The organism is Candidatus Poribacteria bacterium (assembly GCA_009839745.1).
GTDB lineage: Bacteria > Poribacteria > WGA-4E > WGA-4E > WGA-3G > WGA-3G.
The window spans coordinates 71,493-94,549 of the sequence record VXPE01000122.1 but is presented as its reverse complement, the minus strand read 5'-3'; the positions used below and the strand labels follow the sequence as shown (position 1 = coordinate 94,549).

Annotated in this window: 23 protein-coding genes; 10 read left to right on the top strand and 13 right to left on the bottom strand. The window is 48.2% G+C overall.

Annotated elements, in window-relative coordinates:
- The first annotated feature begins 181 nt into the window (after positions 1 to 181).
- From F4X88_19600 to F4X88_19585, 4 genes are all read left to right on the top strand, one after another.
- Positions 182 to 1,054, top strand: coding sequence for a hypothetical protein (locus tag F4X88_19600; GenBank protein MYA58488.1), 873 nt, complete (start codon positions 182 to 184; stop codon positions 1,052 to 1,054).
- A 12-nt stretch (positions 1,055 to 1,066) separates the two neighbouring features.
- The gene (locus F4X88_19595; protein MYA58487.1) at positions 1,067 to 1,930 is read left to right on the top strand and encodes a LysM peptidoglycan-binding domain-containing protein; all 864 of its coding nucleotides are present in this window, start codon (positions 1,067 to 1,069) and stop codon (positions 1,928 to 1,930) included.
- Between the two features lie 140 nt (positions 1,931 to 2,070).
- Positions 2,071 to 2,655 (top strand): hypothetical protein, encoded by a 585-nt coding sequence (locus tag F4X88_19590; protein MYA58486.1) that lies wholly within the window; start codon positions 2,071 to 2,073, stop codon positions 2,653 to 2,655.
- A gap of 112 nt (positions 2,656 to 2,767) precedes the next feature.
- On the top strand, positions 2,768 to 3,391 hold the full coding sequence (locus tag F4X88_19585; protein ID MYA58485.1) for a CDP-alcohol phosphatidyltransferase family protein: 624 nt from the start codon (positions 2,768 to 2,770) through the stop codon (positions 3,389 to 3,391).
- Here the strand turns inward: F4X88_19585 and F4X88_19580 are convergent.
- The 5 genes from F4X88_19580 to F4X88_19560 form a co-directional block, all read right to left on the bottom strand.
- Positions 3,388 to 4,158 (bottom strand): sulfite exporter TauE/SafE family protein, encoded by a 771-nt coding sequence (locus tag F4X88_19580; protein ID MYA58484.1) that lies wholly within the window; start codon positions 4,156 to 4,158, stop codon positions 3,388 to 3,390. The two genes, F4X88_19585 and F4X88_19580, sit on opposite strands and share 4 nt — an antisense overlap.
- 11 nt (positions 4,159 to 4,169) lie before the next feature.
- The gene (locus tag F4X88_19575; GenBank protein ID MYA58483.1) at positions 4,170 to 4,457 is read right to left on the bottom strand and encodes a hypothetical protein; all 288 of its coding nucleotides are present in this window, start codon (positions 4,455 to 4,457) and stop codon (positions 4,170 to 4,172) included.
- A 135-nt stretch (positions 4,458 to 4,592) separates the two neighbouring features.
- A complete protein-coding gene (locus F4X88_19570; GenBank protein ID MYA58482.1) occupies positions 4,593 to 5,534 on the bottom strand; it encodes a methionine synthase in 942 nt (313 codons plus the stop codon).
- An 82-nt stretch (positions 5,535 to 5,616) separates the two neighbouring features.
- Entirely contained in the window at positions 5,617 to 6,621 is a 1,005-nt protein-coding gene (locus F4X88_19565; GenBank protein MYA58481.1) for a hypothetical protein, read from the bottom strand.
- The gene (locus tag F4X88_19560; GenBank protein MYA58480.1) at positions 6,618 to 7,358 is read right to left on the bottom strand and encodes a phytanoyl-CoA dioxygenase family protein; all 741 of its coding nucleotides are present in this window, start codon (positions 7,356 to 7,358) and stop codon (positions 6,618 to 6,620) included. Before F4X88_19560 ends, F4X88_19565 begins: the two co-directional genes overlap by 4 nt.
- Positions 7,359 to 7,604: 246 nt before the next feature.
- Between F4X88_19560 and F4X88_19555 the strand changes: the two genes are divergently transcribed.
- The 3 genes from F4X88_19555 to F4X88_19545 all read left to right on the top strand — a co-directional run bounded on the left by F4X88_19555 (position 7,605) and on the right by F4X88_19545 (position 12,486).
- Positions 7,605 to 7,958, top strand: a complete 354-nt coding sequence (locus F4X88_19555) for a nucleotide pyrophosphohydrolase (protein ID MYA58479.1) — start codon at positions 7,605 to 7,607, stop codon at positions 7,956 to 7,958.
- 19 nt (positions 7,959 to 7,977) lie between these two features.
- A complete protein-coding gene (locus tag F4X88_19550) occupies positions 7,978 to 10,701 on the top strand; it encodes a DUF3857 domain-containing protein (protein MYA58478.1) in 2,724 nt (907 codons plus the stop codon).
- A gap of 186 nt (positions 10,702 to 10,887) precedes the next feature.
- On the top strand, positions 10,888 to 12,486 hold the full coding sequence (locus tag F4X88_19545) for an arylsulfatase (protein ID MYA58477.1): 1,599 nt from the start codon (positions 10,888 to 10,890) through the stop codon (positions 12,484 to 12,486).
- A gap of 269 nt (positions 12,487 to 12,755) precedes the next feature.
- Here F4X88_19545 and F4X88_19540 read toward each other — a convergent pair whose 3' ends face one another.
- The 6 genes from F4X88_19540 to F4X88_19515 all read right to left on the bottom strand — a co-directional run bounded on the left by F4X88_19540 (position 12,756) and on the right by F4X88_19515 (position 20,541).
- Complete coding sequence (locus F4X88_19540) at positions 12,756 to 13,853, bottom strand: lactonase family protein (GenBank protein MYA58476.1); 1,098 nt, start codon at positions 13,851 to 13,853, stop codon at positions 12,756 to 12,758.
- A 14-nt stretch (positions 13,854 to 13,867) separates the two neighbouring features.
- Positions 13,868 to 15,478 (bottom strand): sulfatase-like hydrolase/transferase, encoded by a 1,611-nt coding sequence (locus F4X88_19535; protein MYA58475.1) that lies wholly within the window; start codon positions 15,476 to 15,478, stop codon positions 13,868 to 13,870.
- Positions 15,479 to 15,673: 195 nt separating this feature from the next.
- Positions 15,674 to 16,516 carry a phytanoyl-CoA dioxygenase family protein gene (locus tag F4X88_19530; GenBank protein ID MYA58474.1) on the bottom strand — a complete coding sequence of 281 codons (843 nt, stop codon included), beginning with the start codon at positions 16,514 to 16,516 and terminating at the stop codon, positions 15,674 to 15,676.
- Positions 16,517 to 16,550: 34 nt separating this feature from the next.
- Positions 16,551 to 18,023 (bottom strand): arylsulfatase, encoded by a 1,473-nt coding sequence (locus tag F4X88_19525; GenBank protein MYA58473.1) that lies wholly within the window; start codon positions 18,021 to 18,023, stop codon positions 16,551 to 16,553.
- Between the two features lie 42 nt (positions 18,024 to 18,065).
- Complete coding sequence (locus F4X88_19520; protein ID MYA58472.1) at positions 18,066 to 19,181, bottom strand: hypothetical protein; 1,116 nt, start codon at positions 19,179 to 19,181, stop codon at positions 18,066 to 18,068.
- 295 nt (positions 19,182 to 19,476) lie between these two features.
- Positions 19,477 to 20,541 carry a Gfo/Idh/MocA family oxidoreductase gene (locus tag F4X88_19515; protein ID MYA58471.1) on the bottom strand — a complete coding sequence of 355 codons (1,065 nt, stop codon included), beginning with the start codon at positions 20,539 to 20,541 and terminating at the stop codon, positions 19,477 to 19,479.
- A gap of 182 nt (positions 20,542 to 20,723) precedes the next feature.
- On the opposite strand from F4X88_19515, the gene F4X88_19510 reads away from it, so the two are divergent.
- The 3 genes from F4X88_19510 to F4X88_19500 are packed head-to-tail and all read left to right on the top strand — an operon-like array spanning position 20,724 to position 21,915.
- Positions 20,724 to 21,122: a hypothetical protein gene (locus F4X88_19510; GenBank protein MYA58470.1), complete on the top strand. Its 399-nt coding sequence runs from the start codon at positions 20,724 to 20,726 to the stop codon at positions 21,120 to 21,122.
- On the top strand, positions 21,089 to 21,478 hold the full coding sequence (locus F4X88_19505; protein ID MYA58469.1) for a tetratricopeptide repeat protein: 390 nt from the start codon (positions 21,089 to 21,091) through the stop codon (positions 21,476 to 21,478). Before F4X88_19510 ends, F4X88_19505 begins: the two co-directional genes overlap by 34 nt.
- An 8-nt stretch (positions 21,479 to 21,486) precedes the next feature.
- Complete coding sequence (locus F4X88_19500) at positions 21,487 to 21,915, top strand: tetratricopeptide repeat protein (protein MYA58468.1); 429 nt, start codon at positions 21,487 to 21,489, stop codon at positions 21,913 to 21,915.
- Between the two features lie 28 nt (positions 21,916 to 21,943).
- Here the strand turns inward: F4X88_19500 and F4X88_19495 are convergent, their stop codons facing one another.
- Positions 21,944 to 22,507, bottom strand: a complete 564-nt coding sequence (locus tag F4X88_19495) for a transposase (GenBank protein MYA58467.1) — start codon at positions 22,505 to 22,507, stop codon at positions 21,944 to 21,946.
- Between the two features lie 227 nt (positions 22,508 to 22,734).
- Positions 22,735 to 23,007: a hypothetical protein gene (locus F4X88_19490; protein ID MYA58466.1), complete on the bottom strand. Its 273-nt coding sequence runs from the start codon at positions 23,005 to 23,007 to the stop codon at positions 22,735 to 22,737.
- Positions 23,008 to 23,057 lie beyond the last annotated feature (50 nt).

Genomic DNA, 23,057 nt, shown 5'->3' with positions numbered 1-23,057 from the left:
TCGGGAATTGGATAGGTGTCCAATTCCCGATGTGGACAGTCTTTTGGAGGATATAATGTTAATGACAAAGCACAGTTTTAGATGGGCTTGCAAACAAGGCTCGAAATTGCTATGCGGTTTAATACCACTTTTCTTTCTTATCCTAGCGGTGTCACCGGTCAGCTTTGCCGGAGTGGATGCCATGCCACACCTACGGCTTGGTGCCGGCGCGCGCTCGATCGGCATGGGCGGTGCCTTCACAGCAATCGCCGATGATGCCACTGCAACCGTTTGGAACCCAGCAGGACTCGGCTCCGCAGCGGATTTAAGTCTCAATTTTTCAACACAACAACTCGATCTGGATAGAAGCCATAACTTCATCGCATTGACAAAAGCACTTGGGTCAGCAGGATCTATCGGACTTGCTGTCACAAATGCAGGCGTCAGTGGTATCCAGCAATATGATGCCAGGGAACGCTACGGAGGCACATTTAACTATAGTGCAAACGCCTATTCCCTCTCCTACGGAATTGGGTTCGGAAGCTTCGGTGTCGGTCTAACAGGTCGCATGCTGACGGATAACTTTGGCGCAGAGGGCGTTGAAAGTCAGAGTGGGTTTGGCGGTGTGGATGTCGGACTCATGGGACATGCCCTGCACATAGATGTGGGCGAAGAAAAAGTCCCGACTTTCCATTATGGACTCGCTGTGAAATATTTGGGGGCGGCTCTTGGTGAAGATACTGTGCCGATGGTAATTAGCCTCGGGGCAGCCTATAATCTCTATGTCGGTAACGTCGTCACATTTGCAGCTGATCTCGAGCAAGAGATGGTCAACCTTGATGAGAGCGCGACAACCCTAAGACTCGGTACTGAATATACCATTGTCACTTACAAGTCCACTGCTCTTGCCATCCGAGGCGGGATCAAAGCCTCACGCGACACGCAAAACCTCTTCGGAGGGTTTGGTGTAAACATCGGCGGCTTGCAGGTTGACTATGCCATTCAAGATGGCATGGCAAGTGAAATTAACGGTGTCGGATCGACTCACTTTGCGTCCCTCTCTTATAGATTTTAAAGGAGATAACTGATGAAAATGCTAAGAGGCACACTGAAGTTGGCACTAATTCTGTACATTTGCGCAGCACTCAGTGGTGTTTACGTGTTATCCGCATCTGCGAAAATCACACCCCATGCGGGGGACGACGGCACTACGCTCATCACCATTGTAAAAGGTGATACCCTCTGGGATCTCTGTCAAGAGCATCTTAAGGATCCACTCCGATGGCGCGAACTGAGCAAATATAACGACTTCACCAATCCACACCTCATCTATCCCGGCGAAGAATTGCGTATTCCAATCGCTATGATGAAAGAGGTCAAGGAAGTTGCTGAAGAGGAACTTGCCGCGCAGCAAGAGGAACTTGAGAAACTAAAGGCGGAATTGGCGGAATCCGAAGCAACGCGGGATAAACTCGAAGCAGAAATTAACGGACTCAACAAGAATATGGACGAACTCAAGGCGCAAATCGAGGCGCTTGAGGCAAGTCTGAAATCACAAGAAAAGTTAATGGCCGCTGTGAGTCAATCCAGTGACGCAGTCTCTTCCAGTATCAAAGAAGCCTTGGCAGCGAAAAAAGCGGCTATCATTGACAAGATTGCCCACCTTGACGAAAATTTCGCAGGGATCGAGAAGATGATCAAAGAGCACACAATGGCAGCGGCAGCAACACACGAACGCATTGAATCCATCGAAGGGGATGTGAAGATGCTGTTGACGAGCGTTGAAGCCAACCAAAAGGCAATCAACGAGGTCAAGATGATACTTGAGGATGCCAAAGGTGTCCACGAGGAACTCTCCTCATCTAAGCGCGCTCTGGTTTTTCTGACAACTTTAGCAGCGGGTGTCGGTTTGTTTGCTATCAACGCTATCGGTGGACGTAGCGGCGAATAGGCGAAATCCATCACCTTTTAGGCAGGGAGGGTGTTTCAAGCCCCTCCCTGCCTTTTTTATACAATTCGCTATGTATCAAAGGTCCTGGATATATGTCATCAAATATCGCTAAATATCCTAAGGGAGACACCCACGCAAAAATGCCTCCCTTCACTCAGACAATCAAACTTTACGGCGATAGAACGGGCAGTAAGGGGACCTTTAGATTTGCCGGTCTCGCATGGATGCAGGACACCAAAGTCATCCTTGTGCAAGGTGACGCACAAAGTCTGAGCAATGCTGCAGAGTGGCGATGTTTTCTACGGCTTATAACATTGGCACATCGCCTCAAAAAACCTGTTATTTTGTGGAATCTGCCTGTTGTTCACATCGCTACAGTCCAACGTCGGACCTCGTTGGATTGTGCACAGGCAATTCAGAACGCTGAATTGGAACTCCTAAAATTGCCATACCCTATCATCACGGTTTTCGACGAAGCTTATGACAGCACTTACGCCTATCCGGAACTTATATGGAGCGACGGCATTGTACTCGTGACACCACCGGATGCAAAATTTTCTGAACACGAAAAAGTGAAAATCGCGCGATACCCAACGGACATTGAATCCGCAATTTTGGAACTCCTCTGTCAAGCCGCACTGATTCCTGCCTCGGAATTAATCAAAAATCGGCAAGAGTCTTTACGACAATCAGTTATCAGTTGTCAGTCATCGGTTTTCAGTTAAGAGGTATTCATTGGCCCCAAACCCGTAGCTCGTAATGAAATGGAGAGCGGATATAGGCAACGCATCCCATAGTTCAAACGCCCTTCATCACTCCGCAAGGTAAAATTAAAAAATGTTTGAAGCGAAATTAAAACCCCGACTTGAAATTATTCTGTCTCTCGTCGCAAATAAAATGGTTGCAATCGGTATTACAGCGAATATGGTGACGCTCTGCGGGTTCGTCGTGAACCTCATCGCTGCCTTTTACTTTGCAACAGGGCGTCTCGTCACCGGGGGGATCCTGATTCTGTTCGGGGGGAGTTTTGATATGATAGACGGGGCAGTGGCACGCGCACAGAGAAATTCACGCGCATCCGGCGCACTGTTGGACTCCGTCATTGATCGATACTCGGAAGGATTTCTGCTCCTTGGAGCTCTCATCTACTTTTACAGTTTGGAAAGTCTACTCGGGATAGTGCTCGCGTTCAGCGCATGGTTCGGTTCAATACTCGTCAGCTATGTAAGGGCAAGAGCGGAAGGACTTCAGGTGACCTGCAAGGTAGGACTCATGCAACGACCGGAACGCATTATTTTGCTCGGAGCTGGGACTGTGCTACAAGGAGCACTTCTACACAAACTTCCCTACCTCCAAAGTACAGGAATGATTCTTCTTTGTACACTCGGTATACTCACACTCACCTCACACATTACTGCTATCCACCGCCTTATCTTTTCGTATCAAGAATTAAGTCGCTAACTTCCACTCACACTCAGCCAAACGAGACGGATCGCAAAAGCCACAACAGCGACAATCAGCACCACTTTAATCCATTTATCACCTTTTTCGACTGCCCAATGACTTCCAAGCCATGCCCCACATGCGTTACCAATTGCCAGCGTTGGTCCTAAATACCAGTTGACTTTGTCTTTTATGATAAAAATACCCAGCGCGACCACAGTATAGAAGAAGATAACAAAAACTTTAATCGCATTCGTCCGAACTAAGTCTATACCGGTAAGAAGGCGTAAGGCAGTGATAACAAGCAAGCCTACACCCGCTTGGATGAATCCACCATAAATTCCGATAAAGAAGAAAACAACCATCGAAATAATCTTGGAACGCGTATCATTGCTCTCCATCCTGTTCTTTAAACGCTCCGTTGGGTTAATCAGTGTTAAAACCAGCATGGTAATCATCACAGCAGCGAGGATGAGGTTGAATACTGCGTCCCTGATATCAACCGCGATGGTAGCACCTATCGCAGCACCGATAACTGCTGGTATGGCGAGTAGGATGCTATAGCCGAAATCGGAGACCCCTTTGCGACGAAATCCTACGATGGCACTGAAATTTTGGCAGAAAATCGCTACTCTGTTCGTCCCGTTTGCGACTGCAGTGGGGAGCCCAAGGAAGATAAGCATAGGTAAAGCGAGCAATGAGCCACCGAAAGCAACTGTATTTAAGAAACCCGCGGCAATACCTGTAACGAACAGTAAGAGAACGTGCAAAAAATTGAATTCCACTTTATCCCCTATTATTTTCCCTTTTTTGATGAATTGGATAGTATCTGGCGATATTTCGCGAAGCCGATGAGAACGAGAGCAACAATGTTGCCGAAAATGATGGAACTGCCAAACCCCGTAATTACCAAAAAACCGCCGATCCGAAGAATTCCATCTCCAAACGGACACTGCCAGTTTAAAATAAAAATAGCCACGGCAGGAATCAGGGTGCCCAGTATGAATCCTATTCCCGCAGCAGCACCAGCAACGCTCTGAAATTTTTTTACCATCGGCAGCTGAACTTCAAATTTTCTAAGCATTGTTCCACTTCGTTCTACAATTGTGTTTGGTCAGTTCTAATGCAATTGGGAATCTGTAAGGGTTTTATAGTAGATCCCATTATTTTCCCAGTCCCGATAGGTGCAGTTTCTAACCGCACCGGATCTGTTAGGAAATTAGGTAAGTCCTAAATACTTATCTCTGCCTTGGACAAGTGCCTCTATCTTTCGATCCACTACAGAACGTTGGAGCATCCAAAAACCACAGTCCGGATGCACCCAGCCAATCCGTCCAGCCCCCAATGTTTTTTCCGCTGTTTCGATGCTGGCTGCCACCTCATCTGGAGTCTCAACCGGATTTACCTTTACATCAATCACACCGATACCGAGGACAGTATCTGATGTAACGTCCTTGAGTGCCTCAAGGTCCGCCTCAGGACGATGTTTCAGTTCCAAAACTAAGTGATCGCACCGGAGCGTGTTCAAGAAGTCCACCAGAGCACGCCAGTTCCCTTTTTGGATTACCTGGCCCCCATAGTTCCCAAAGCAGAAGTGCACCGCTTTCTCTCCGCTAAACGCATCAAGAACAATATTAATCGCTTCGGCAGCGCGAGGTCCATCTTGTGGGTTACCGGGTATATTCGCCTCATCAATTTGAATGCACGCACAATCCAGTTCACGGATCTGTGTCGCCAACACTTCTGCCACAGCGGTGAGCAGCGCATCAAAGTCGCCGTAATGTTTGTCCAGCAACGTCCGCGCAAGCATGTAAGGACTCGTTACCGTAAATTTGATATTCTTCCCAGATACGCTCACTGCGCGCTCGCAATCAGAAACGAGGTTTAACGTGCCTTCTCCCAGGGCGTTCTCAACAACCCCTGCCGGTTTCGCACGGAACGACATCGTCTGCATCTGCCGAAATTCATGCCATTCTTGTCTACCCACTTCTGCTCTCACACCAGAAAGTGGACGGATGAAATAATCAATCATTCCATTGGTATCTGGATGGTTGGCATCAAAACGGTAAAGTTCGCCATCTGTCGGTAGGTCAATACCGTGTTGCCGCTGAATGTCTACGACGACCCGCGTCGCATCAAGCAGCGTTTGCTCTGTTGGCATTGACAGAAGCCAGGCGGGAACAGGATAAGAACCCACGGTTGTCGTTAAAATTTCTGGTTTTTTTGTTGTATTCTTCACAGATTTAATTTTCAACTAATTCAAAAGACTCAAGTTCAAAGACCGTGTCAACAGTTACATCGCCCCGAGTCTGTGATTGTGTAAATTTGATAATCCCGACATCCGGTGCAACCCATTTTTTTACAACAGTGATGTCGAGTGGAACATTTTGATTTTCAATATCAAATCCCCATCGAAAGGATTCTTGAACTTGGAAGACATGTTCAAAAGTTCCCGCCGACACGGTTACGGTATCTTCTGAAATCACCTCAAATTCGTCGAGTCCACCACCAATCGGAAAGAGTTCGGGAACTAATTGTGCCTGAAAATTGACCTCCCACTTCTCGCCCGGGATAAGTGGGAATTGGTAGAGTGGGAGATACGGCACAAACAAAATGGTATCACCTGTGCCGGATGTGGTATTCTGGGCGTGTTGGACAATCGCTGAAACCTCACCCTTTTCATCAAGGCTGGTTCCGAGGTAAGAGTAGTTTACAACATTCTCTAAACCTTCAGCCTTACTCGATTTCTGAAGGACGAAACTTTCAATGGTTTCCCCACCTGCGCGTTGGATCTGGATTGTATCCACAATTTCGAAAGTAATCTCAGTACCGCTTGCGTCCCGATAATGCCAAACATTCCCTACAGCCAACGGATAATAGTCGCCAGGGCGGGTCCGCCACACTTGGATATCAAGCGCACTTCTCGTAGCATTTTCCCCATCGCTTACTGTGACTTCAATCTGATATTTCCGTTCAACTTCCGGTGCCCGCCAGAGAGCACCAGAGGCGTTCTCCGTTAACTCACCCCCCGTAACCGTCCACGTATATGAGAGGGAATGTCCTTCAATATCGCCAGCTTCCAAGCGAATTGGCACCTCTGTCCCTGGTGGCACTATATTCGATTCTGCTTCAAACACCAAAATGTGCGGTGCAACGTTTATGCTGCTGGATTCATCACCACCGCAACCTACCGCAACACCAATAAGCAAGAACCCAAGAATTTTCCAGACATCCGTTAATTTTTTCATGTGCTAAGAGATTTTCCACGTAAGACTTCCCGACATTGGGTCTCACCGTTTCCAGTTACATTGTAAGCGAATGTATTCATCAGCCGGTCGTTCGTTGAATTGTTGGGGGCAGATCCGTGAATAATCAAGGCATTAAAAAAGACCCCATCTCCCGGTTCCATCTCGACAGCAACGGCATCTTCCCGTTCTTGGTAGTGTCCGGGTAAAAACACGCCAAACGTCTGATGTTTCCGTTCATGTTCTTGTAAACCCCAGTTATGGCTACCGGGTACAAACTGAATGCACCCATTCTCAAGGTTCGCCTCGCTGATAGCCAGTTGACAATTAATCATAACCGGCTTGTTCTGATCATTTTTCCAATAGGCGTAGTCCTGATGCCACGGGATAGCCGTCCCATCGCCACCCGATTTTGGGAGTAATTTGCTATGATAGAGAGAGATGTTGTTACCCATCAACATTTCCAGTATGTTCAACACTGCGTCAGAACGAAGCAGGCGGTTCAGCGTTGGACTCACTAACTCACTGTGCATCAATTGTTTGATACGTGGCGGGTGATCCTCTGTATCGTAGACTTCCCAAGAAATCCCAACGCCATCAGCAGGTTGTGCTGCCATACGGTTGTGTATATCTTCAACCTCCGTCTGAATTCGCGCAATATCTTCTGAAGAGACAAGTCCCTTTTTCAGAAGATAGCCGTTTTCCATGTAAAAATGCTGTTCTTTGCTCGTAAGTCCCATGCAGTCCCTCCTGAATAAGTGGTGATATTAAAGTATACACCAAACGTTCGGAAAAATCAAGGATTTTCATTGTTTGCTTAAACACACCTCGAGAAAAAAAGGTTTACTTCTGTTCCAAATCTTGTTAAAATATTAAAAGTTGAATTTACGCATAACCACTTTGAAGGCACTACTATAGTCTTCGAGGCATATTATCGCGCGCCTCGTAAGTCGTGAGTACAGAACACCAATGGAGCCGAAACTGATATGGACTATACGCTTGAAAATTGTCAAAAACTTGTGGACGACTGGGTTCGCACCTTTGGGGTCCGCTATTTTTCAGAGTTAACTAATACCACCATCCTTATGGAAGAAGTCGGCGAATTAGCACGGATTATGGCGCGCCGGTATGGAGAACAGAGTTTCAAAGAGAATGAGAAAGACTTGGACCTTGGTGAAGAAATGGCGGATATCCTTTTCGTACTTATCTGTCTCGCGAATCAAACAGGCATCACACTTGAGGACGCATTCAAAAAGTCAATGGAAAAAAAGACACGCCGAGATAAAGAACGGCACAGCAAAAACCCTAAACTTTTGAAAGACACCGAATCAGATACTTAACCGCCGAAGGAGACGGACAATGAGGCTCCAGAGAGGCAGCGTACTTTTAGTCTTAATCCTGCTTTTTATCAGCCATGGATGTGCAATTTTCCAAAAAAGTCCATCAACGCCGTTGGTAGTGGATCCACTCATTGAACAGAATCGCGAGTGGCGCGAGCAGGTTGAAATTGGCAATACAGAACTACAACGTAAAAACTGGCGCGCCGCGCTGACCGCTTACGAAGCCGCCGTTGCAATTCGACCAGACGCAAGTGATGTCCAACACAAAATCGCTGAGATATATTTCCAACTGGAAGAGTATGAAAACGCGCGAGACGCATTCGTAGCATTTTTAGCACTGGAACCGAAAAATATTACGGCTCTAAACTACGCTGGATACATCTCTGAAAAATTGCAGGATTATGCGGCAGCCGCCGAATACTACGAGCGAGTCCTTGACGTTTCAGTGGATAATCTCTACGCCTTGAATCACCTCGGTTTAGCCTACAAACAGTTACAGCGTTTTGACGAAGCGATTCAGGTGCTCCACACGGCATTGTCTTTTGATCCGAGATGTGAACAACCCGAAAGCGAAAATTTACACAACTACTTGGGGTTAATTTACTTAGAGCGCGGTGAAATAGGTGAAGCCATCGCGGAACTACGGGAATCAATTCGGTTATTTCCAAACGAAATCTGGGCAAGGGAGCAACTCGCCACACTTTATGAGAACCAGGAACGTTATTTTGAAGCGCAGCTCCAATACCGGCAGATTTTAGAAATTGATTCAGACAACCTCCTATCTTTAACGCGACTCCAAGCACTCGCTCAACAGAACTTCGGTCCAACGGAAATTGCTGATGTGCCGCCCGTTGCCCTTCTCAATCCGGATGTTGAGCACATTATCGCGAATGCCCCAGATGCCAGCGATTATCCCGATGCCGATACTTTAGTCCTCTTCAACCATTTCAGCCACGATATCCTACCGACGGGGCAATCTCGCTATACAACGCATCAAGTCGTTAAGATCCTCACCGAAAGGGGGATCCAAAAATACGGGGATATTGCCATTCCTTATCAACCTACAGCGCAAAACATCGGTGTGAATGTAGCAAGAACAATTACGGCGGACGGCACCGTGCTGTATCCCCCCGATGAAGCCTATAACGATGCAACACCCCCTGGGTTATTGTCCCAGAATCTCTATTCCGACGCAATGTGGAAGGTCATCTCCATGGTCGGTCTCGCCCCCGGAGTATGCATTGAATATCAGATAACACTTGAAGATAAAGTACCTGGAGGTGAGACATGGATCACAGGCGCATACAATTTCCAAGCGACAGAGGCTACACTTGAGACGAGTTACGCCCTTCAAATACCCGAGGCGTGGCATCTTCGATGGAAAATTGCGAATGATACCCCAAACGCACGGGAACCTGAAGTGTCCTACACAGAAAATGACACCGTTGTGTATATTTGGAAATACGGTGAAACACCCGCGCTGACAATAGAGGAAGGCATGCCCCATATTAATGACATCGTGCCACGCTTACGTTATTCTTCAATTGCCGACTGGAACGATGTCTACTTATGGTATAAAGAACTCGCGAAAGGGAGATATACACCCAACACTGAGATTCAAGAAAAAGTTCAACAATTAACCGAAAATCTGACAACAGAAGCGGAAAAAATACGCGCCATCTACCATTTTGTCGCCGCAAATATTCGTTACGTTGGTATTGAACTGGGGCAGAGTGCTTATCAACCCTCACCTGCCGCTGAAGTCTTTCAAGTGCAATACGGCGACTGTAAGGATAAAACCACACTTCTGATTTCAATGTTAGATTTGGTGGGGATCAAGGCTTACCCAGTTTTGATTAGCATCGCACCCTACGAGCAGGTCGACGCGACACTCCCCGCACTCAGCCAATTTAATCACATGATCGCCGCTATCCGAACTGGCGCAAATACCTACATTTGGTTAGATCCGTCCTCGGCAACTTGTAGTTACGGAGACCTACCTTATAACACACAAGGACGCACAGGATTTCTCATTGCCGACACACACGGTCAATTCGTGGAAACACCTGTTTTCCCAGCCGACGCCAATAGGCTTGTGAGCATCACGGATATGACCCTAAACAATCAAGGGACTGTAGAAGGGACACTCTGCATTCGGACAAGCGGGCAGTATGACCTAAATACGCGGTGGGCATATCAACAGATACAGCCTCGGGCAATGAAAGCCACTTTGGCGACTGAACTCAGTCAACAATTTCCCGGTATTCAGATAGTATGGCATGAGATGTCAGACCTCAATGAACTCAAGGTACCAGTGGAAATTAAGCTCGGCTTTCGCGTTGAGAATTACGCAATACCTTTAAGCAAAAACATGTTGATGCCTTTACCAATTGATGAATTTGGAGAGTATGCTGAAGCGTTTGCTGACGACCAACGCGTCTATTCATTGGACTTCGGTTATCCAACGCAAGTGGAGAAAACGATTCGTATTGAGGTTCCAGATGGGTGGAGTGCCACGCTACCAGAGGATAGCCATCATACCATGGAGAGCGCGGAATTTACTCGACAGTATCGGCAAGTTGATAATATCATTACCTACCAACTTCTGTTTACTCTAAAAAACAAGATACTTCCAGCGGTTGCATATCCAGCGGCAAAATTGCTTTTTACTTCGCTTGCGAGTGAAGATGGCAGCCATTTGCTGCTAAATATGGGAAGTTACAGTCGCATGTCAAAACGGTAACAACTCTACGGAAGAGGGTAATCAAATTTGCAATCATTTTTTCCTCCAGAAATCTGTGGGTATTTATGAGTCTCTGTGATTTTCAGGTTAAGTATATTTTTTCAAGTGACACTCCTTTTATTAATAGTAACATACTGTATTACCAAAAACAACACTAATTTCACGAACGAAAGGGATACTCATTCCATGAATGAAAATAGGAAACCGAACATCGTCCTCATCCTGAACGATGATATGGGATTTTCTGACTTAGGTTGCTACGGCGGCGAAGTTCACACTCCGAATCTGGATCGGCTTGCTACAGGCGGGCTGAGGTTCACACAATTTTACAACACCGCCCGTTGTTGTCCATCCCGTGCTTCCATGCTTACTGGGCTACACCCCCACCAAACTGGGGTCGGACACATGATGGGCGATGATGGATTGGAAGGCTATCGTGGGGACCTGAATGATCGTTGTATTACGATTGCTGATGCCGTCCGTTCAGAGGGTTACGGCACTTATATGAGCGGAAAGTGGCATATCTCTCGGCATGCCGGTGCTGATGGGCCCAAGCATAGTTGGCCGTGTCAGCGTGGATTTGACCAATATTACGGTATTATCACCGGGGCTGCGAATTTTTGGAAACCGAACACGCTGACGCGCAATAACACACGTATCCAACACGACGAACTTCCTGAAGGCTACTTCCTCACAGATGCTATCAGCGACGAAGCAACGACCTTTATCCGCAATCACACCGAAAAGAACCCCGATAATCCGTTTTTCACCTACGTCGCTTACACGGCACCGCATTGGCCCCTGCACGCCCACGAAGAAGACATCGCCTACTACAATGGACGTTTCGCTGCGGGATGGGATGAACTCCGAGAGGAAAGGCTCTCGCGGATGCGGGAAATGAAGATTTTAGATGAGGCGTGGCAACTCACGGCGCGCGATCCTTCACAGCCACCTTGGAGCGATGTGCAATACAAGGAATGGAATCAACGCCGTATGGAGGTTTACGCAGCGCAAATCACGCGCATGGATGCGGGTATCGGAAGAATTATCAACACGTTGGAAGAAACGGGTGAACTTGACAACACGCTCATCCTGTTTTTAGCAGATAACGGCGGTTGTGCCGAAGAACTCGGAGGACCCCCCGCAATACGCGACAGCGATTCACTCATTAGTACTGAGACAACCTCCGACGGGCAACCCATCTATCGGGGCAACGATCCGAGCATCATGCCCGGTCCCGAAACCACCTATCAAAGCTACGGGGTGCCGTGGGCAAATCTCTCCAATACGCCGTTCCGAGAATACAAACACTGGGTCCATGAAGGCGGTATCGCTACACCACTGATTGCACATTGGCCGGATGCCATAAAATCGGCAGGAGAGTTGCGCCATCAACCCGGACAATTGCCGGACATCATGGCGACATGCCTTGAAGTCTCAGGGACAACCTATCCTGAGGAACACAACGGGAAACCGATCTTGCCGTTAGAGGGAACCAGTTTAGTACCGATTTTCGATGGGAAGGATAACGGTAAAGAGGTGCTTTATTGGGAACACGAAGGCAATTGTGCGGTCCGTCAAGATAAATGGAAACTGGTCCGCAAGTTCCCCGGCGATTGGGAACTCTACGACGTGGAAGCCGAACGGACAGAAATCAACGATCTCGCGACGCAGCATCCACAAAAACTAAATGAGCTTGTTGGACTTTACCGAGACTGGGCAGATCGCTGTTTCATCTATCCCTGGGATCAACTCCAAGAGAAACGCAGACAGCAACAGCAATAGCACTTTTTAAACTATTATAGTAGATTTTGAAAATAAGTTTACACTTCTGCCCCCGGTAGGCGAGGTTTCCTAACCTCGCCGATGCAAAAAAGTGTAAAGGTAATTACGGGTTTTACTATAACTCTGGGCCTCGTTCCACTTCGTTTCACGAGGGTATCTGGTGAAGTCAGCACCCTTTGAGCATCTGGACCAGCTCGATGTTAACCAAAAACCACTGCGGAATGTAATGGAGCAGTGCCCAGATTCCCATAGTTAAAAATTTGTAAAAACTAAGCGCACGGCAACAGCTTCAAACAGACAGGGGTCGGGACCTCTGCTACGGCTCCTGTCGCATTTAATTCACCCGTTTCAGCGTCAATCGCGAACGTAACAACCGTGTCGGTCTGTTGGTTAGCGGCAAAGAGGAAGGTCCCTTCCGGATTCAACCCGAAGTTTCGCGGTGTTTGTCCTTGCGTTGACTCATACCCAATGGGACTCAGCATCCCCGTCTCTGAATCAATCGTACAAATCGCGATGCTATCATGTCCCCGGTTCGACCCATACAAGAATTTCCCAGAAGGATGAACGTGGACATCGGCGCAATGACTGGTGCCATCGAAATCGTCAGGAAGCGTTGAGACTGTCTGGAACTCAGCCAGCGTTCCCGCGCTCGCGTCATATCGGAAAGCAGTGAAAGTAGAATCTATCTCGTTAATCACGTATGCGTACTGTCCGTTTGGATGGAAATCGAAATGTCGCGGTCCTGCCCCCGGTTGCACGCGTACCCACGGTTGCGTATTAGGCGTGAGTGTCCCGTTTTCTGCGTCCAATTGATAGATAAGAACTTTATCAAGTCCCAAATCAGGTGAGAAGGCATACCGATTGCCCGGATCGATCATAATCGCATGGGCATGAGGTTCCATCTGCCGTTGCGGATTGATGCTGGATCCCTCATGCTGCACGAAATCAGAGGCTTCACCGAGCCTGCCGTCCGATCCTACGGGGAAAGCAGTAACACTGCCACCGCCGTAATTCGCCACAAGTAGGCATTTACCGGTGGCATCCACACTCATGTGACATGGGGCACCCCCGCCGGTAGCACGTTGATTGAGGTAACTAATCTCCCCGGTCTCTTTATGAATATAAAACGCCGTAACCGCCCCACTATCTTCTTCACCCTCAAACTCGCTTACCTCATTGACAGCAAAGAGATACTGTCCACTGGGGTGTATCTCCAAGAACGACGGATTCTCAACGCCTGTCATTTTGCTGCTGTATTCCAAGGCACCCGTCGCTCCGTCTAAGCGGTAGACGTAAATCCCTTCGCTATCTCCTTGTGTATAGGTGCCGACATAAACGAAATAGTCTTGGCTGTTCTGTTGTGCCATTATCCGAAATCTCCTTATATAGTCTTAAGATGAATTGTTTTCTCTTCACTTTCACGATAGCCGATGCGGATCGCTTTTGCACGCACGGTGGTTTCGCCTTTTGATAGCTGCAAGGGTTGAGTATACAGTTTCCAGCGTGCGTCATCTCCCTGCTCGGTTGTATAAGCAATTGATGCCCCTTGCGTTGAGCAGTGAAGTTGCAGAACGAGAGGTGCTGCCCACTCGCCAGCCTCATGTGCCACCTCCATACCCGGGTGTTCGGCATTAATCGGAATAAAAATCGGAGCCGCCGTTTGGGGTTGTGTGCCATCAGGATACCACTTCGCAACCATCTGCTCCTCGGATATATCCCCCATATCCCCGAATTCGGATTGCCACTGCGTCAGCGCGCCACGCATCCTTTCCAGAACGTCGTGATGCCCAGTATCACCCGCCAAATTGTTGAGTTCATACCTGTCGTTTTCAACATCGTAGAGTTCTTCAGTAGGACGCGGATAACGGAACATAACCGCCTGATCGCCTTCCAACTCACCTGCGGCGTATAACCGCCACATCTCCTGCATGATCGGGTGCCGATTGCGATACGGAATCCAGAGCAGATACGGTTTTTCAGGATAATAGTTTCTGATGTATTTATACTTTTTATCCCGCACAGCGCGGATCATATCGTAAGACTCGTCGTAGCGATCGCGGGTCGCGAAAATATACTCGCGTTCCATCTTCTCCGGTCCGAGGAAGGGTTGACCCTGTAAATGTTCCGGTGCTTGCACCCCACAAAGTGAGAGCACCGTTGGACCGAGATCAATCAAACTCACGAGTTGCTCACTAACACTATCAGCAGTCAGCGAATCGTGTCCGCGCACAATCAACGGGATACGGATACCGGCATCGTAGGGCCACCGTTTGCCGCGAGGCAGTCCCTCGCCGTGATCACTCCAGAGAAAGACAATCGTATTCTCCGCAAGTCCATCTTCTTCCAACTGATCGAGCAACTCACCGACACGGGCATCCGCGGTGAAGAGATTGTCGTATTGACGCGCCAACGCCTGCCGTGCTTTCGGTGTATCCGGCAGATACGGGGGTAACTGCACGTCATCTGGATTTGTCGTTGTGATCAACGGGCGATCCTCCCGTTCCCACATACCGCTCTCGTGCGTAACAGTCGGATTGAAAACGGAAAAGAAGGGTTGCCCTTCCTCACGATTTCGCCAGTGCCCTTGATTGCTATTGTCATCCCACGCTGTGATAGGAGGGGTGAACTGATAGTCTGTTTTACTGTTGTTGGTGCAGTAATAGCCTGCTCCTCTGAGGTATTCAGTGAAGGTTTTCACATAGGGGGGTGGCACTGCAGAGTATGGGGTCGGCATGTCGGGCGTGTTTTGGTTCGTATGCGCTGTCCGCATGTGATGCGTCCCAATTGAAGTTTGGTACATGCCGGTTATAATAGCAGAGCGACTCGGTGCGCAGACACCGGCAGTCGAAAACGCGTTCGGAAACCGACAGCCACCAGCAGCAAGTCGGTCGATATTCGGGGTCCTCGCGACCGTATCCCCGTAACAACCAAAGCGTGGGGTCGTATCTTCTATAGAGATCCAAAGAATGTTCGGGCGATCTGATGTGCTCATTTATTTCTAAGTTACCTTTTCCTTACGGACTACAGTTATGAAAAATAGATGAAGACGGCAGCTTGCAACAATACGCAGAAATACCCCAGCAAAAACACGCAAGCGGATATGAGAGAAGAATGTTAGCAAACCAATCGTCTCATTTAACGCCTTGCGAATCATTAAAAATTTTGGCAACGATTCTACTCGTGACTCCTAACGCCAACACCCTTCTGTATACGCCTCACGAGTAAATAGCTTCTGACGGAACGGTGTCGCACTCGCCATCCATTCCTCAGGAATCTCCTGCGTGTAACGGTGCGGCGGTCCCGCTTCCTTGAAGATGTCAATAGCGAAGATACGATAAAGCTGCGCGGAATCCACGGGTTTCGCCTCCACCGCGTGGAAGATGCGAGCGTTAATGTAGACCATACTTCCCGGAGGCAATTCAAGCCGTTTCTCTTGTAGTTTGCGTCCAACTTCTCCGTCGAAATCGCCTGTGAGCATCCGTTCAGGTGTCGCCGCTTTCGTCGGTGCGACCTTATGGCTCCCCGGTATAACTTTAAGGTTCCGATCCCCGCGTGTGAAGCCGTTCGGATAGTACAAAATCTGTATATAGTAGTTATCACGCTCGGCGAGGTTAACGGGGTTCTCATGTTTCCAATGGTGATGGTCCTGATGGTATCCAAGTGGACCGATCCCGCGGGGAGCGATATTGAGGGCAGAGTGGCAGAAGTGGTATGCGTCCCCGATAGTTGCGCGTATCAGTGTCGTAATGAAGGGATCGTCAATGAGTCGGTCGCTGTATTCACCGCGATCGTTCCATGGACGAGTAAAATAGGAGCGTGCTTGTTCCTCACCGTTATGCAACGCCTCAATGAACTGGCGCGCCGGTTCAAAGCGCTGCGTGATTTCTTCAATCAACCCTTCTCTACCGTCGTCTGTGAATACGTCTGGATACACGATGTAGCCATCGTTATGAAAAGAGTCGAGGTCTGCCTGAGACGGACCCGATAATCGGAAAAGCGAATCAAGTGTCGTCGTTGTGTCCATAGCCATAACTCCTTACACAATTCGTAACAGTTTGTAACCTTCACATCTGGCTGTGTCCCTCATGTTTAAATCTCTCCAACAATCCCGTCAGGCGTTCCACAATCTCTGGGTGTTCGTCCCACAGATTGTTTGTTTCAGCTGGATCCTCATAAATCTGATACAGTTGCCCTGGCACATCCGATTTCGGACCCCCATCCCGTGGTGGAGGCCATCCACCTGACCCCTGTGTCCCCAATATCAACTTCCACTCGCCGTGACGGATAGAAAAAACACCCGTGCTGGAGTGATGAACGATAGCCTCTCGCAAGGGACTCTCTATCTCTTCACCTAACAGGGCAGGCAAAATATTACAACTGTCCTGTCCCGCATCTTCGGGGACTTCTGTTCCAACGATAGCCGCACACGTCGCCATCAGGTCGATGAGACAGGTTAACGCGTCGGTTTGCGTATTGGGTGCAATAACCCCGGGCCAGCGGGCAATCAGAGGTTCACGATGTCCACCCTCCCAGATATGTGCCTTATAGCCGCGCCAATCGCCGCATGACTTATGATCGTAGAGGTGATACGGCATCGGGCTGTTGTCCCCTGGAATTCGATCACCCGGCAATGCCCCATTATCGCTCGTAACGAAGATAAGCGTCTCATCGGTTTTGCCAGTCCGCGCCAACGCATCCATCACCTCACCGATCATCCAATCGACAAGCCACACCATATCCCCCCGGGGACCCGCGCTGCTTTTGCCACGTGCGAAATCTGGGACGACTGCCTCTGTACAAGGTTCATGCGGTGCGGAAGGCGTTAGATAGAGAAAAAAGGGAGCATCCGCATCGGCGTGTCCCTCAATATATTCAACCGCCTTCTGTGCAATAATCGGATCGGCATCTTTGTGCTCCCATCCGGGGACCATCATCCCACGGCGACTCGTAAACTCTGGCACGTCATGATAGACGCTCGGAATCTCGACAAACGTATCGTTTTCAATGAAGCCGTAAGGCGGTTGGCACGTCGGACAACCGGCGTTTCCATAGAAATAGTCAAAGCCGATATCTATTGGACCCCCGGTGAGCGGTGCCGTGAAGTCGATATGTTCTTCCAATTCGCGTTCTGCGTTCTGCCACGGGAGCGGCGCATGGAAATCGAAATCGTATCCCGGAACGGTCGAAAATTCGAGACCCAGATGCCATTTACCGACGCAGGCAGTATTGTAACCCGCATCTTTCAGCAATCCAGGGACCGTTAGACGTTCGGGTTCGATAAGCGGAGGTTCGTACCCGTAGAGCACACCGTGTTTGAGACGACTTCGCCAGCAGTATCGTCCGGTTAAGACCCCGTATCGTGTCGGCGTACAGACTGCAGAAGGGGAGTGTGCATCGGTGAAGCGGATTCCCTCCTGCGCGAGTTTATCCATATTCGGGGTCGGAATCTTTGAATCGGGATTATAGCAGCCGACATCACCATATCCCATATCGTCTGCCATGATAAAGACAATGTTTGGGGAGCTGTGTGTATCCATTTTTTAAACTTACCTTACGGTTCGGTCAGTTGCGTTAGATATCTACTGTAATTTCGCCTTTAATTCAGCGAGGTCTTTATCAAGCGATGCCTCTTCAGCGTAACTCGAAAATTCACGCGCTAACTTCGCATCCTGATATGCGACATCCACCTCAGCTGCTACTTTCGCCAAAGTGGCCGCCTCGGTCGCATCCTGTTCCGTTTTCGCAAGCGCGTCGAATGCTTTGCTGTCCTGTATCTCTTTTAGCATCTCGCGCAGATGCGCTTCAGCATCGATGTTTCTATGTTGTGCGATGACAACGGCTTTTTTCCCTTCTGCCTCCATCGTCTTCTGCTGCAGATGTTCAAGGAGATCGTTGAGATTCCCGACCATCTGTTTCTGATCTTCCAACTGGTTTTTATATTGATCTGCTAACCGTCGATATTCGTTTCGTTTTTCCAGGTCTTCACGCGCCAGATCTTCACGTCCGGCTTCAAGAGAGATAATCGCGCGTTCTTGCCACCGCTCCGCTTGGGAAACAGCGTTTTCATAAGCATCCTGAAACTGTTTTTCAACACCGATAGAGGCGGCAACCTTCTCCTGTGCCTCTGAAAGCCGGTTTTTCATCGCAACGATAACACGCTCTAAAACCCGATCTGGGTCTTCAGTTTCAACCTCGGTCTGTGCCAATTCCGGCTCATATTGCACAACAACTGTCTCTGCAAACTTATCCCCGAGTCGTTGCTGTTTTTGCCCGAGGAACCAGAGTAAATCAAGGGGTTGAAAGATACCTGCGCATCGGCGAACGAAAGCATCTTTGAAAGTACACGGTTTGCCATCCTTCAAACGCAGCACTTGTAGCGACAACAACTTTTTCCCTATACCTTGACCTTTTCTGAAGCCGTCGATAAAAAACAGACCGAATATCCACAAGGCAGCACTGAACAAAGAAGCAAGAACGCTGAGTCCAACAATACCAGACATCACTTTCCCGAATATATTGAAGGGGCTATCTCCGAAGAAGCTATCTCCAAGAAACAGGATCATTGCAACCGATAAAAGAAGTCCCAAAACGGATTGCCCGGCACCTAAGATCGCAATATCTATAAAAAGCGCGTATAACCGTGCCATTCGGGATGCCAATTTGAATTTCCTCCCCGCGATTTTAATAGATGCCATCTTCAGCTCCTAAAAAACCTCTTTGTGTTTGTATTATACACATCCGATGAATTTTACCCGTAATTTCAACAACCTTCATCCTGAAACGCCTCTGCACTTTCTATGAGAACGCGTGTTACAGTGAAAGGGACAAACTCACAATGCTCCGCGCCGAAGCGTGGATCTCGGTTGAACACCAGTTTTGTAAATCCAGCAGCGTTCTGTACATATTGTATAGAGTCTACAAGGGTGAAAAAAGATAGTAAAATAAACACCAGAAACGAAGGGCGAGGTATAGAGACCTCGCCTTACAATATTACAAAGTCGGCACCGTGACTGCGACTTCACGTCCACCCGCATTTGAAGAGTCGATAACCCCTTGGATAATAACGTTCGTGAGCATCACGCCGTAAGGATCGATCGGTGACGGTTTCCCTTCACGAACAGCATCGATGAATGCCGTGTCTTCCTCATGGAATACGCTCACCGATTCAAACTCCGTGAATTCTTGGTCAAAAATCTCACCGTCTTTGTCGCCATAGACGCGCACACCCTCCTCCGGTCCGCGAACTTCACCGATACCGAGACGCAGTCCCGCTTTTTTGCCAAGGAAAATCGTCCCACCCAGCGAATCCATGTTCATGCACCAGCACGTTTTGAAAACCATACGCGCACCGTTCTCGAAAACCACCCAACCGACACCGAAATCTTCAACTTCGGTCTCTTTCAGGGCAGGATTCCACGTGTTGTGGTGGCTCAGGTAGTTAGAGGTGATACCAGAAACTGCGACAGGTGTCGGATGTCCCATCAAATAGAGAGCGGTATCCAAGGCGTAGACACCGATGTCCGCAGATGCCCCTAAACCCGCTGTCGCCTTGCGGATAAAACTGCCACCCGGATTCCCGCGCCGTCTATCTGCAACCGTTTCAACATAGTAAATATCGCCAAGGGTCCCAGCGTCAACAATCTCTTTCGCTTTAATGACCTCTGGTGAATATCGGAGTTTCAAACCGACCATGAGGATTTTATCGTTTTCTTTTGCAGCACGCCACATTGACGCAGCAGCGTCCAACGTCGCTTCCATCGGCTTCTCGCAAAAAACGTGTTTGCCAGCGTTCAGCGCGGCGACAGTCGGTGCCGCATGCACACCTGTCGGCGTGCAGACATACACCGCCTCGATCTCGTCCATTTTAAGCATTTCATTGTAATCGGTGAACGTGCGCTTGATACCCCACTGTTCTGTCGCACGCTCCAGGTTTGCAGGGACGAGGTCGGCAGCAGCGATGATCTCAGCACCTTCAATCTCAGCAAGTGTGCTGCAGTGCGCTCCTGAGATACCGCCTGCCCCAATCAAACCTAATTTAATTGTTCGCATTTCCATCTCCTTATTCGTATTATGTCTTCTTGATTTTAAGCCTTTCGCCTTTAGAAGTCAAGGGAAAATTGTAGTCGTTTTCGTAATCTCATTTTTTGAAAATTCTTGAATAATCTGCTAAAATAGTTTAAAATGTTAATGCAAGTATGCATGCTGCTTTCATGGTATAAAAGTATAGGAGAATTACAATGCGAAATGGGCGGAACACGCTGTGTGGGATATTAGGGATTTTCTTTCTCCTTTCTGTTGTCTTTATCGCATCAGGTCAACCTGCGCCATCAGACTCAGGAGTTATAACAGTTACCGAGAAAATAGATGTAGGGGAACTCAACAGAAATGTGAAAGACTTGAGTAAAGATATGAAGGAGCTAAGCGTAAATCTGAAGGAGCTAAACAAAAACGTCCAAGAACTTAACACACAGCTCGCAAGACTTGATGAAAGGACAAAATTGCATTCTAATTTACTCTATATACTGATAGCCGGAGTTTTCGGCATCCCACTGACGCGAGTACTATGGTCTAATTGGAATAAAAGAAGTAGAAAGAGCGAGGAATACACCCAAGAAGCAGCAACACTCCCAGAATAAGATACCTCCTACTTTTGATTCAGAGGTGCTGGAATTTCAGCCCAGTTATCCGGATCCAGGGTCGAAGTCCAATCCTATGGGAGGAACCCCTCAATGAAAATACTGAAGACTCAACTCTATCTGCCCAAGATTGCCTTAATAGAGGAAACACATTCTACAATCAAAAAGATTATCAATCCGCTATCTCGGAGTATAATGAGGCGATCCGCCTAAACCCAGATTTTTCAGAACCCTATAACCGCCGAGGTATTGTGAAAGCGGAAATACGGCAACATTCGGAAGCTCTCTCTGATTTTGATACAGCGATCCGCCTAAATCCAGATTCCGCGGAAGCCTACAGTAACCGAGGGGTCTAAAGAGCCAGATGGGACAACATTTTGAAGGTATCTCCGACTGTGACACGGCTATCCGCCTTGATCCGAACAATGCAGGAGCTTACAGCAATCGAGGTACTATGAAAGGAAGATTAAGAAAATTATTTGAAGCCATTTCTGATTTCGACACGGCTATCCACCTTGATCCAAATATTGCAGCAGCCTATAACAACCGGGGACTCGCAAAATTCCTGCTGGGACACCATAACGAAGCCATCCCCGATTATGACACGGCTATCCACTTAAACCCTGATTATGCCAATGCCTACCACAATCGAGGTATTGCCAAAAACACTTTGGGGCGCACCAACGAAGCGAAAACAGATTTTCAAAGCGCATTGGATTTGGCAGAGAAAGCAAAGGATGAAAACCTCAAAGCCCAAATTATAAAACAGTTGACACAAGTGCAAGAGCGATAATGCTTGTAGCCTATGATAACCCAAGTTGCTATTGTTCTCCAAAGAGTTGTCTAATGCTTGTAGCGATGATAAACAGAAAGACTTTCAACTCAAAACGGGTTGCTGTCACCGCATGGATCGACTTCGGTAAAAGTTGCTCAACGAGACTGTTGGTCACCTCCACGCGCTTTCTGTGGAAGTGTTGGAGATAAACTTCATGAGGCGGATACTGACGTTTAGCGTTTTTCTTACGTATGGGTTTCAGCGAAATCCCGGAGGCCGCTAAGGCATCTTCAATACCATAGTTACAATACGCTTTATCTGCGTATACAACAGACCCTTGGGGTAAATCAAAGGCATAACACCGTAAGCCAAGCACATCCGAACAGCGTCCTGGGGTGAAAAACGCTTCAACGATTTTACCGGTCTCGGTGACCATCAGATGCGCTTTTAACCCATAGAAGTAGCGGCGTTTGCTTGCGATCCTGCCATGCCAATCGGGCCCTTGATACAGGTGTGAACGAGAAATACGGATGATGAACTTGCCAATCTCGAGTATCCTTTGGTAACCCTTACCGTTCCCGCGCTTCGTCCACAGAAAGTGAAGCAAAATTGGTTACTGTTTCGTGGACCTCTTCAACTGTCCGATGAATAGTCAATTTATCTCGTGCTGTTACAATTCCAATTGATTTGGTTTGAAAGGTGTCAGTAATTTGCCAGCCTGTGTCATATTCAGTGCCATAGTCTGTTACTTGCGGCGCAAAAAGATAATACGGTGAAGTCGGTTGTAGTTCATACCACTCAGTGGATTGGATATCGTTCTCTGAAAGGGTATTGTATTTATCCTCTCAGATCTCTGCCATACGCCTCCGCCTCAATATAACCGAGCGGCAGGAGCCCATTCATCGCAACGAAATCCGGTCTACCGATCTGATCTAATCGCCTCGGCTCTTGGACGAACCGTATCGTGTTTCTACGAAAATGCTCAACGGAGAGTTCCTCAAGGAAGGCTTGCAGATGTGGAAATAGCGAAAGTTCTGGAGTTGCTGCTGCGCTCTCTTGTGTGCGGCGTATCTTCTGTAGATAACGGTTACAACGTGTTTGAAAGTTCATAGGCATTATACCCTTTTCGGGTCTTCTGTGCAAGGGTTTTTGTCAGGGCG